The sequence below is a fragment of the Asticcacaulis solisilvae genome, from assembly GCF_017875235.1.
Taxonomy (GTDB): Bacteria; Pseudomonadota; Alphaproteobacteria; order Caulobacterales; family Caulobacteraceae; genus Asticcacaulis; species Asticcacaulis solisilvae_A.
Map to the genome: position 1 here is coordinate 87345 of NZ_JAGGMI010000012.1, position 11691 is coordinate 99035.

Annotated in this window: 6 protein-coding genes; all 6 read right to left on the reverse strand. The window is 62.7% G+C overall.

Annotated elements, in window-relative coordinates; all coding sequences use genetic code 11:
* Window position 1 precedes the first annotated feature (1 nt).
* Entirely contained in the window at window positions 2-2998 is a 2997-nt protein-coding gene (locus tag J2X24_RS17855; RefSeq protein WP_209724614.1) for a discoidin domain-containing protein, read from the reverse strand.
* 2 nt (window positions 2999-3000) lie between these two features.
* Entirely contained in the window at window positions 3001-4377 is a 1377-nt protein-coding gene (locus tag J2X24_RS17860) for a glucoamylase family protein (protein WP_245344912.1), read from the reverse strand.
* Between the two features lie 264 nt (window positions 4378-4641).
* Complete coding sequence (locus J2X24_RS17865; protein WP_245344913.1) at window positions 4642-7590, reverse strand: TonB-dependent receptor; 2949 nt, start codon at window positions 7588-7590, stop codon at window positions 4642-4644.
* Between the two features lie 46 nt (window positions 7591-7636).
* Window positions 7637-8662 (reverse strand): LacI family DNA-binding transcriptional regulator, encoded by a 1026-nt coding sequence (locus tag J2X24_RS17870; protein ID WP_209724620.1) that lies wholly within the window; start codon window positions 8660-8662, stop codon window positions 7637-7639.
* A gap of 215 nt (window positions 8663-8877) precedes the next feature.
* Entirely contained in the window at window positions 8878-10371 is a 1494-nt protein-coding gene (locus tag J2X24_RS17875; protein WP_209724622.1) for a tryptophan halogenase family protein, read from the reverse strand.
* Window positions 10372-10437: 66 nt separating this feature from the next.
* Complete coding sequence (locus J2X24_RS17880; RefSeq protein WP_209724623.1) at window positions 10438-11625, reverse strand: ROK family transcriptional regulator; 1188 nt, start codon at window positions 11623-11625, stop codon at window positions 10438-10440.
* Between the last annotated feature and the right edge of the window lie 66 nt (window positions 11626-11691).

Sequence of the window (11691 nt, forward strand, 5' to 3'; positions counted from 1 at the left end):
GTCATCTTGCCGGCTCCAACTGGACAACGGCGCGGGGTGTGCGGATGAGGACTTCGTTGCGGGCGTCAGGCTTGACGACCTTGCCGTCAACGCGGACGGCCACGGAGCCGAATGGAGTGAGGTCGAGCGCGAAACCGCCCTGTGGAGCGGCCTCGGCGTTCAGTTTTACGTCGATGGCGGAACCGTTGCGGCGCGCGGTCAGGGATAGCAGGCCATAGGGGGTTTGCAGGGCGTCAAGCTTCGCGCCTTCTGCGTCCGCCCACTTGGGATCGAACCCTGACAGCAAGACCATCTGCTGGGCTTCCGGCCGCTCATAGGCGAAAAGATCGAGCGCGACGCGCAGGTAGTCAGACTCGACCCAGCCGTGCGGCAGGTCGCCGATAAACAGCGGCTGACGATAGGGCGTGGTGATGACCTCGGCCCATTGAAACCATTCTTTCGGCGACTGGTCGGCAAAGAACATGTCGAGTGCCTGGCGCGCGCGTTCGGGCTGCTTCAGACGCAGGAAGGCGCCGACATTGCGCAGTTCGTAGGGCGTGTAGACCTTGGGCGTCTCACGGCGCGGCATCAGTGTTTTCGACCAATAGCGTTCGAAAGTCCGGCGCTTCAACGCTTCAGGAATATCGGCCTCATGGGCGCCGGCGGTCAGCCCCATGGTCGTCGAGGTCGGATCAAAGTCACCGCGATCGGCGGCGCCGGCAATGACGTCCTGACCGTAGTGTGTGGCGGTGGCTGTGATCGACGCCTTGAGGTCACGGGCGAAGGCCTCGCCCTGCCCGGTTATGGTTTGTGCATCGCCGGTCAGGCCAAGCGCCTCGGCGGTCAGGGCTGCGCCGCGATACCCCTTCAGCGCCCAGAAATTGTCCCAGTACGAATAGGCGGCCTTGTCCGAATAGCCTTCGTGGCTGATCGATGGTGGTAGTAGTCCCCTGAAGCGCGCAGGCGTTTGAGGCGTCAGGTTCTGGTGGCGCAGGCTCTCCTGATAGGCGATGGCGCCGGAGACCTGAGACCAATACGGCGCGATTTCGGCCGGCGGCACGCCATAGCGGATCAGTTCGCCCGCCAGCCAGGCCAGTTCGCCGTGGCTGTCGTTTTCCGGTGTCGGATCGGCGCCGCGCGCATCGACGCAGCACGGTACCTTGCCGTTATCGAAGCTCATCGGCGCGTAGGCCTTGAAGAAGCGCAAGGCCTCGTCCGTCAAGCCCATGCGCAGCAAGCCTTCGGACATCATGGCGCCATCGCGGATCCATGACCGGTCGTAGGACCGCGCGCCGGGTTTCAGCCAGTCGCCGTCCATCAGCACCAATTGGTAGGCCAGCGCCAGTTTCAGGCTATCAGCGATCGGCGGCGCGCCCTTGGGCAAGCTGAGTTGGGTTTGGCCAAGCCGCTGCTGCCAATCGAGACGCACCGTCCTGGCCTGTTGGTCGGCCCAGGCCACCGGGTTCCCGGAAACCTGCGGCGCAGGCGATGCCTCACCAAGCGGAAAGGACACGACGATGCTGCGCATCTCACCGGCTTTCAGCGTCATATTGTAGCCGATGACCGCCGAAGCCATGCCGTCGGCATCGCTGACGGTTGCCCCCTGCGGCCCGGTCAGGAAACCCGAGATCGTCACACGCGACGGCGGGGTCAGCAGCCATAGCTTCTGGTCATCAATGCTCAAGGTCTGAGCATCGTACGCGAGTTTGCGGATAGGTGCGAAGCCACCCGGCCGGGTCAGAAACTGCGTCGGCGGATTGACCTGGACGGGGCGCAGGTTGAGGTCGAGACGAATCGTCGTATCAGTGTCAGAACGAATGTCATAACGCACCAGTCCGGATGGCGATTTGCCGTCGCCATAGGCCAGCGGCGCGATTGTCATCTTCACAGGTCCCGCCCGCCACTCCACGGATGGCAAAGGCAAACGTTCGGCGTCCGCAATGAGCGTGACCTTGGCCTGCGCCCATGTATAGCGCTGACCATCGACAGTGAGGACCGGCGCCAAGGACGGACGCTCCGGTCCCAGTTCAACCGCGCCGTCTTCGGACAGAAGCGCCGCGCGCGCGCCGCCGTGCGCCACGCCAACGACGGTCCAATAGCTTTGCTCCGAAAACCCGCGCGGATAGTCGCCGCGTGGCGCCGCCTTGGTCAGTTCGGTCAGCAACGCATTGGGCTTTATGCCCATCTCCAGCGGCAGCAGGCCAGCCTCGTTCAACCGCCCCTGCCCACGGATGCGGACGTAGCGGGCATCGACTTCACCCAGGGCCACATAGTCGGTGCCGCCATCGCTGAGGGTCACAGTGCGCATGTTCCGAAAGCTTTTGCCGTCGTCGGATACGGCTATATCGTAGCGCGCCGGCGCCTCCGCCCAATCGAGCTTCAGGCCGCCAAATGGCCGCACCCGCGACAGGTCAAGCGTCACCGCCTTTGCGGCTTTCCCGGTTGCCAGGTTGCCATCCACGGCCAATGCCTCATCCGCTTTGAGAGGCGCTTCGACCCTGGGCTCCGGTACTTCGGCGCGCCAGGTCACCGGACCAATTTCGAGCCATCCCGTGGACGCGCCCTTGGCGGTCTTGACGACGACAACCTCCATGCGCTTGCCGCCCTTAAAGGTCTTGTCAGGCGCCGGACCCCAGGCGAAATCGATATGACGCGGGCGGACGCGCAAGGTCGTGCCATCCTTGGAAGGCACAAAGCCGGGCCGCGTCACCCACCAGACATTGTCGCCCGAGGCGTCGGTAAACTTGATCTGCAGGTCATTGCCCGCCCCCTCGCCCCGTACGGGAATTTCGATAACAAAATTCTCAGAAGCCGCGAAATCCAGCGGGTGGATCATGAAGGCGTAGCCGGCGCCGGCAAAGCCATAGTCGAGGCGTGCCATGTCCTTACCGGTCGCCTTGGACGTCACGCCTTCGGACGCACCGGCGGTCCAGGTGCCCGGCATGATCAGCGGCGTGTCGGCGGCTGCGGCAGAACCACAGCACAACGTAAGCACAGCAAGGACGACGGCAATACGCATCGCTACAGCGCCTCGAAGCCGGCCAGTTTCAGACCGCGCTGCAGCGGCGCGCAGCCCTTCATCAATCGCCAGAACAGGCCAGAGCGCTGGTTCTCGATGGCGCTTAAGATCGGCCCCTGGTCAATGCCGATATAGTCGTTCGACACCCAGCCGGCGCGCTTGGTCTGATGGCCTTCGCGCGACGGATAGTCCGTCACGAAGGTCGGGTTGAAGCTGTCGTGGAAGCCGTATTTGTCATAAATGTCGGCGCCATAGCGCGCCTTCATCGCCTTGGCCGCGGCCAGCGATTCCTCAGGCGTGAACATGATCGACCCCAGCGCCGCCGTCGGCGCGATGGTGCCGTCATCGAACGGGTGGTCTCCGCCCGGCCCGCGCGCCGAATAGCTTCGGAACTGGCGCTCGACGCCGTCGAGGGTCAGCTTGACGTCGGCCGGCCCGTCGCACGCCGTAAAGCCCCAGATGTCCGGACCATAGTCCTTGAAGCCCATCGGGTTGGCGATGGCGTAGTTCCGCTGGGACAGGGTAGCGCGACGCGAGTTCTCGAAATAGTCGAAGCCTTTGGCGCGCATATAGGCGTCGGCAATGCCGCGATAGTCGATCCAGATATGGTTATACTGATGACCGAACAGGGCGTGAAAGCCCAGATGGACAAAGCCATTGTTGAGACCGAAGGTTTCGTCATAGGTTGAGCACCAGACGCCATAGGCGGATCTGTCGATGGGATGGGTCGGCGATCCCATAGCCAGAAGATAGATCATCATACCTTCGTAATAACCTTGCCACTCGGCCTTGATGAAGCCGGTTTCCGGATGCCAGCCCATGGTCTGGCGGCCCGACGGACGCATCATGAAGGTCCAGTCGACGCGTTCATAAAGGGCAGTGGCCAAACGGCGGACACTGGCCTCGACAGCGTCGTCGCGATCGAAATACTGCGCGGCGCAGAGCGCGCCCATCAGCAGCAGCGCGGTGTCGACAGACGACAGTTCGCAGGTCTTGTAGCGTGTGCCGTCTTCGAAATTCAGGAAGTGGTAGAAGTAGCCCTTGTGGCCGGCGACGCCCGACGCCGCCTCGCCCTGCGGCAGGGTATAAAGAAAGCTCAGCGTATTGCGCGTGCGTTCGGCGGCTTTGGCGCGGCTGACATAGCCCTGCTCCGCCCCGATGATATAGGCGTTGAAAGCAAAACCGATCGCCGCGACCGAGGAAAAGGTGCGCGTCGGCCAGCGGTCGGGCGTAAGGCCGGTGTGGTGATCGGTGATCTCCCAGAAAAAGCGGAACGTGCGTTTGTGCAGGTCCGCCAGCAAGGGATCAGAAAACGCAATGCGGGCCTTATGACCCGGTAGGTGCGCGCAGCCCCCCAGCGCGAGAAGACCTAAGGACATGGCCCTACGGGTCGGTTGGTACAAAGACATGGCAGCGGACTTTCTTATTCGGCGCCCCGCCCCATTTCGCAAGAAATTAGGGAAAAGGGACCGGAGGCTCCGGGAAAAAGCCTCCGGCCATCAGGGAATAGTGCCTCACGCCGCGGGGAAGACAAGGACGGCAGAGGCGGATGTCCGGCAAACGCGCCTAGGGAGACGGATGCGCGCCGGGCATGGGGTCAGGTCCGTTCCGCCGCCGGGAATGGCGGAACGGACCCTATGGGCTTACCACTTATAGGTCAGACCCACCTGGAAGGACCGCGACGGCCCCTCCTGAGCATTGGCGTCGGGCTCAAGCGAGGCGCCCGAGCCACCGTTGAAGCCGCCGGTCCAGCCGGAGTATTTGCGGTTCACCGTGTCGAACAGGTTGTAAATCTGGCCGTCGACCGTGACCATCTGGCCGTTCGGCAGGGTGAAGTCCTTCGACAGGCGCAAGTCGACCTGCGAGAAGCCCTTCTTCGGGAAGTAGTAGCCGTCGATGATGCGGACGGCCGGGCCGGTGGCATCGATTGACGGGAACGGCGTGCCCGAAGCCAGGGTAACGATGGTCGACACACGCGTGTCCCACGGACCCGAGACGATGCCCGAACCGACGAAGCGCCACTTGTCGACGCCTTCGGCATGGTGCATGCCGGTGTCGCGCGGATTGGCGTAGTCGAAGATGAACTGGTCATTATGGCCATTCATCTCGGCGTCCGCCAGGGTCAGGGTGGCGGTGAAGCCATACTTCGAGGATGGCGTCCACGGCTTGTCGGCGCTGAGGTAGAGGGCCTTGTAGTTGGCTTCGCGATCATTGGTCGAAATGATCAGGTTGCCGTAACCCGGAATGCCGTTACCCCATGGCTGACAGGCATATTGCGGGCCGTACTGGCACCACGATCCGTCCGGGAGGCGGTTGCCCAGCACCCAGTTGAACAGGTTTTGGTACTTGATATAGGACAGGGTCGCCGAGGTATTGATGTCGCCGAAGCGCTTGCGGACGCCGACATTGAACTGATCCGAATACGGCACCTTGACGTCGTTCTTGAGCGCGAAGATTTCGCCCTTCAGGTTGAGCGACTTGGCCAGGGCGACCAGGGCGGCCGGGTTGCCGAAATAGCTCGCGTCCCAATCCGCCGTGTTCTGAATGGTGTCAGTATTGCCGCCCGCGACGAAGTTGATCTGGGCCACGTGCAGAAGAGCGCGGCGGGTTTCCAGCTGCGCCGAATCGTAGATGGTCCGGTCGTAGTAGCGGCCGTAGCCGCCGAAGATGACCAGGTCGCGATCACCGTTGACGTCATAGGAGAAGCCGACGCGCGGCGCGATGCCGCCCATGAAGCTGTCGCGGTTGGCGCCCGTCGAAATATAGTCGTCAGGGTTGAAGGCGACATTGAAGCCGGCTGTCGAGCGCAGGAGGGCGGCAACCTCGGCCGGGGTGACGAAGTCATCGTTGAGCATGTTGGACTCGTAATCCCAGCGCACGCCCAGGTTCACCGTCCAGTGATCGTCGATCGTCCAGTCGTCCTGGATATAGACGCCGAACTGCATGTTGGTCGATGTGATGCGCGGATTGCCGTCCGCGATCTTGACGGCATACGGCACATTGTTGGACGCGCCGTAGACATACTGGTCCGCCAGATAGAAATATTCCGGATTGGCGGCGCGGTCATTTTCCTCGGCGACATACTTGTAGTTGGCCAGCTTGAAGCCGCCCTTGATGACGTGCGTGCCGTGCCATTCGGTGCCGATCAGCGTCAGGTCGTTACGCAGAGTAACGCTTTCCTGGCCCTTGACCTGCGAATAGGAGGCCCCGCCGAAGGTCGCATAGACGGTGTTGATGTTCGGGTTGCCCAGCGTCCCCGCGGGCGAACCAGCCGGCGGCGCATCGCGGCCGATGATCGTGATCGCCGGCGAATCCGACAGCGACGATTGGCGCCATTGCGCGTCTTCGTAGCTGAGCTGCATGTCATTGAGCAGGTTACCTGCGCGGTGACGCCACTTGACGCTGACGCCCTTGATTTCCTGGTCGAAGGTCGAGCCGCGTTCATAGGCGGTCGTGCCCGAGAAGTTGCGCAGGTCGTCTTCCTTGCGGTGCTTGACGGTCAGGTCGATCGTGTTGTCGTCGTCGGCGAACCAGGTCAGCTTGCCAAAGATCATGTCCTGCTGGAAGTCCTTGGCGAAGGCGCCGTTATAGGCATTCGCCAGGGCCTGGGTCAGGGTCGGATTGGCGGCATTGAAGGCCGCATTGTTCTGCATGTTGACCGAATCGGTCGGCCGCTTGTCCTTGCGGCCTTCATACGAAGCGTAGAAATGCAGCTTGTTCTTGATGATCGGGCCACCGATGTCGAGACCGTATTCGGTGTTCTCATAATCGGGCTTGTCGCCAGTCACGTAGTAGGGCTGACCGATCATGTCCTTGGTCTGCAGCGTGCCGAAGACCGTACCGTGGAATTCCGTGCCGCCGGTCTTGGTGATGGCGGTGATGATGGCGGAGCCGGCCTGTTCGTACTCGGCCTTGAAGTTCTGGGTCGAGACCTTGAACTCCTGCACGGCCAATTGCGGGAACGGGTTGCCGCGCGAGGCGTCCTGACCTGAAACGCCGCCTTGCAGGATCTGGTTCTTCTGGCTCTGGCCGTCGATGAAGACGTTGACCTGGTTGGCATTGACGGCGCCGGCCTGGAAGGTTTTGCGCTCAGGGTCGGTCGAGACCGACACGCCCGGCGCCAGGGCCGCGAAGTTCAGGAAGTTGCGGCCGTTCTGCGGCAAGGTTTCCATCTGCTGGCGCGACACAGACGTCGAGATTTCCGAGGTGCGCGGGCTGTTGCGGCGGCCGCGGACGGTGACGACGCCGGTCTGGACATCGCCCTGGGCGGTGTCGGCCTGGGCGTTCAGCTCGATCGTCTGGCCGACCGGCAACACCGCGCTGTCAGTACGCGTCGTGCCGTCGGGCAGCTTGAAGGTGACGGAGTAGTTGCTGGGGCGCAGGCCCACCAGAATATAACGGCCATTGGCGCCGGCCGTAGCCGACGAAGACGCGCCGGTATTGGCGTCGGTGGCGGTGATGACGGTACCGGCGGGGGCGCTGCCCACCAGGGTGGCGTCAGATTCGGCGGCCACGACGGGGCCCGCCATGACCAGCGCCGTAACGAGCGCCAGTCCCGATGCGCCGAAGCGCAGGCCTTCATTGCGTTTCATCTGCATGTCCTTTTCCAATCTTCCTTCTTGGCGTTTCTTGTTATGTCTACGCGTTACTTGGGCTGAGGCGGCGGCTGGAAGCCCTGACCACCAGTTCTGGCCGCACTGTCTGGCTGGCGGGGGGCGGGCCCCCTTCCGCATCGCCGCGTTCGATCAGTACGGACAAAAGTTCCAGGCTGCGCTGGCCGATGTCGAAGACACCGGCGCGCAGCGTCGAAATCGGCGGCGAGGCATACCGTGTCACCGGAATATCGTCGAAGCCGACCACGGCCACATCCTCGGGAACGGACAGGCCGGCTTCGCGTAAACCCAGCGATGCGCCCAGCGCCATCATGTCATTGGCCGCGAACAGGCCGTCGGGCATGGTCCCGCGCAGCAGGCCGCGCACGGCCGCATAGCCGGCATTGTCGGTGAAATCGCCGGACAGGACGATCGGTTCCTGCGTGCCGCCATTTTCCTTGAGGCCGTCGAGATAGCCGCGCAGGCGATCCTGAGCTTCGAGGTTGTTTTCGGGGCCGGAAATGTGGGCGATGCGCCGGCAGCCCTGTTCACGCAGGTGGCGGACGGCATCCAGGGCGCCGCCGTAATTGTCGATAATCAGGCTGGGCAGGTCGGCCTGGCCGGCCGAACCACCCATCATGACCAGCGGCAGGTTGACCGGCAGCTTGCCCGCCAGGTCGCCGGCATTGGCGTAGGGCGCCATGACCAGCAGCCCGTCGACACGGCCTGCCATGGATCGCACTGCGGTAACGGCTTCGTTCAGGTCGCCATGCGAGCCCGACACCAGGATGTGCAGGCCGCGTGCGCGGGCGCCGACATCGATGCCCCTGATGATCTCGGAGAAGAACTCGCCATAGATGTCGGGCAGGATGACGCCGATGGTGTTGGTCCGGCTCATGGCCAGGGCGCGGGCGGCGCCGTGCGGCACGTATTTCAGCCGGCCGGCGGCGGCCAGGACGCGGTCGCGGATCTCTTCGGTCACATTGTCGAGTCCGTTGATGGCCCGCGACGCCGAAGCGATCGAGACGCCGGCCGCCTTGGCCACGTCGTTAAGCGTCACACCTGCCGCCATCTACTCCACCAACCCTGTGATTTTCTGTAAGCGCTTACAATCGCTCTGGGTTGCGTCTGTAAGCGCTTACATTAACGGAGTCAACACGCTCTGTAAGCGCTTACATCCAAGTGCAGCTTATGGGTCACAGGATGCGGTGCAGCAGATAGCGTTAACAATGATATGCGAAAGTGCGTGGCGTGGGACTGGCTAAAGCACCGCCACAGATAAAAAATCTATGCCTTGAAATGGCGAGCGATAACGTCGTCATGCGACGGCAGGCGGCGGACGGCGTCTGCGATGACCTCTTCGATATCCTTGAGGAATCCGGCGCTCTCGGCATCGCTCATCAGATCGACACTGGGGTCATAGCGCGCATCAATCCCCTGCCCGATCAGGACCTGCACCCAGCTTTCCTCTCGGAACAATTCAATTTCGTTGCGTTTGAAAAAACGCGCCGAGCTTTTGAACAGGTCCAGGCGACTTTGCAGGCTGTCCGGCACGTCCATGTGCCTGCAATAGGCCCAAAACGGTGTGTCCTCGCGTTGCGTCACCTTGTAATGCGCGATGATGAAGTCGCGGATGTCGGCATATTCGCTGTCGGTCTGGCGGTTGTATTCCGCGACCACGGCCGGATCGAAGGCCATGTCGGGGAAGAGCGAGACTATGCGCAATATGCCGGTCTGGATGAGGTGGATCGAGGTCGATTCGAGGGGCTCCAGGAAACCCGACGCCAGCCCGATGGCGATGACGTTTTTCTCCCAGGTCTTGACGCGCTTGCCGGGCGTAAACCGCACCGGCCGAGGCTCGGCCAGGGCCTTGCCGTTGAGATTGGCCATCAGCACATCGGCCGCCGCCTGGTCGTCCGTGTAGGCGCTGCTGTAGACGTGGCCATTGCCGATGCGATGCTGCAGGGGGATGCGCCATTGCCAGCCGGCATCGCGCGCCGTCGAGCGCGTGTAGGGCGTCAAAGGTGCGACACTCTCGCAGGGAACCGCGAGCGCCCGGTCACAGGGCAGCCAGCGCGACCAGTCCTCGAAACCGATGCCGAGTGTCTGGTTGATGAGCAGGCCGCGCTGCCCCGAACAGTCGATAAACAGGTCGCCGGCGACCTCGCGGCCATCGGCCAGCCTGACCGCCGCGACATGGCCACTTTCCGGGTTCTGGCGCACCTCGATGATCCGGCCTTCGATACGCTCAACCCCCCGTGCTTCGGCATGGCGGCGCAGGAACTGGCCATAAAGCGCGGCGTCGAAATGATAGGCGAAGTCGATGTCCGAGACCGGTTTGGGGCCACGCCCGTCGGAGAAGCGGTTGGCGCGCGCCGCCACGACATTGATGGCGTAGTGGTCGAAATCCCTGGCCGCGCCCTTGGCGTGCATCTTCAGCCAGAACTGGTGTGGCCGCAGCCACAGCCGGTCGATGCCGATCTTGCCGAAGCCGTGGATGTAGGAATGGCCCTTTTCGCGCCAATCGACGAACTCGATTCCAAGCTTGAAGGTGCCCTTGGTGGCTTTCAGCATCTCAACGTCGCTGATGCCCAGCAGCTCGTTGAAGGTGCGGATGGCCGGGATGGTCGCTTCGCCAACGCCGATAATGCCGATTTCGTCCGATTCGACCAGGCGGATGGCGTAACGGCCCATGAACAGCTTCGACAGCATGGCGGCCGTCATCCAGCCGGCCGTGCCGCCGCCGACGATCGTGATCGTTTGAACCGGTTGGGCCGTCATGCCGCGTGCCTCCATGCATTTGTTTTGATGCGTTATGCGCCGGCATTTCGGCTTTGCGCAATGCGCCTATTTCATCAACGCTTCGGGCGTCGGCAACAATCTGTTCTGGAAGACCACCACGGCGGCGCCGATCGCCGCCGCATCCACCGAGACGGTCGAAGGGCAAAACGGCGCCAGCGGCACGATGCTCTCGACCTCCATTCTGGCGTTCAACCGGTCGCACAACCGCCTTGTGACAAAGGCCGGCAACTGGCCGCCGATGACGTGCAGTTCAGGGCTGAGGACATAGTTGATCGTCAGGCACGGATCGAACAGACACTCCGCCGCCATTTCGATCCAGGCGTTGACGCCGGCGCGGGTCGCCGGATCGTCTTCACGCAGATCACTGACATCCGACACCGTCACCCCGTGCCGGGCCAATTCCTCATAGAAGGCGAACAGTGACAGCACGTCCCACAGCAACTTTGCCCGGCCATCGTTCGACCGCACGGGAATTTTGCCGAGGTCACCCGGGCTGCCCAGGCCGCCCGTGTAAGGCTGGCCGTTGATGATCAGGCCGCTGCCGATTCCGGCGCTGATCAGCGTATAGACGAAGGTCTGGTGCGTCATGCCCAGGCCGAACTGCAATTCCCCGAGCGCCGCCGAGGTCGCGTCGTTTTCGACATAGACCGGAATGCCGAGACGCTCCGCGAAAGCTTCGGTGACATTCAGTCCCGACCAGGCCTCATAGCTTTCGGGGCGTTCGTTCACATGGACGCCGGCCAGCTTTTCCGGGATGGCGATCCCAAGTCCGATGACGCGCTTGCGCGGCGCGACCCTCTGGTTGAAGATTTCCGCAAGCTGGTCCTCAACGAAGGACAGCACCTGTTCCGGCAGGGCGAAATGCTGGCCCGTGTAGATCCGCCGCCGGACCCTGCCCGCCAGGTCCATCAGCACGAAGGTTATATGCTCGCGGTCGATATTAAGCCCTATGGCATAGGCGCCATTGGCATTGACCGCCATGCGCGCCGCGGGCTGGCCGCGCGCGCCTGGAATGGGATCTTCATCGACAATAACCCCGGCGTCGAGCAGCCGCCGGCTGATATTGATGACCGACTGGTGCGTCAGGCCGGTGATTTCGGCGACATCGCCGCGCGTCACCGGACCGTTGGCGCGAATGGCCTGCAGGACGACGCGCTGGTTATAGTCCCCTGCCCGGCTAAGATTAGTGCCCGGCAGGCGGCTTTTGGTCGTTGCACGGGCCTTCACAGCCATAAAACGGCATCCTCACAAGTAGTACTTGTGATTTACTGAAATGTTTTGCCCGGCTTGTAAAGGAGA

What these genes read in the sequence shown, in the direction of transcription:
- J2X24_RS17855 (WP_209724614.1), bottom strand. Translation starts at nt 2,998, where the DNA reads ATGCGTATTGCCGTCGTCCTTGCTGTGCTTACGTTGTGCTGTGGTTCT.
- J2X24_RS17860 (WP_245344912.1), bottom strand. Translation starts at nt 4,377, where the DNA reads ATGTCCTTAGGTCTTCTCGCGCTGGGGGGCTGCGCGCACCTACCGGGT.
- J2X24_RS17865 (WP_245344913.1), bottom strand. Translation starts at nt 7,590, where the DNA reads ATGAAACGCAATGAAGGCCTGCGCTTCGGCGCATCGGGACTGGCGCTC.
- J2X24_RS17870 (WP_209724620.1), bottom strand. Translation starts at nt 8,662, where the DNA reads ATGGCGGCAGGTGTGACGCTTAACGACGTGGCCAAGGCGGCCGGCGTC.
- J2X24_RS17875 (WP_209724622.1), bottom strand. Translation starts at nt 10,371, where the DNA reads ATGACGGCCCAACCGGTTCAAACGATCACGATCGTCGGCGGCGGCACG.
- J2X24_RS17880 (WP_209724623.1), bottom strand. Translation starts at nt 11,625, where the DNA reads ATGGCTGTGAAGGCCCGTGCAACGACCAAAAGCCGCCTGCCGGGCACT.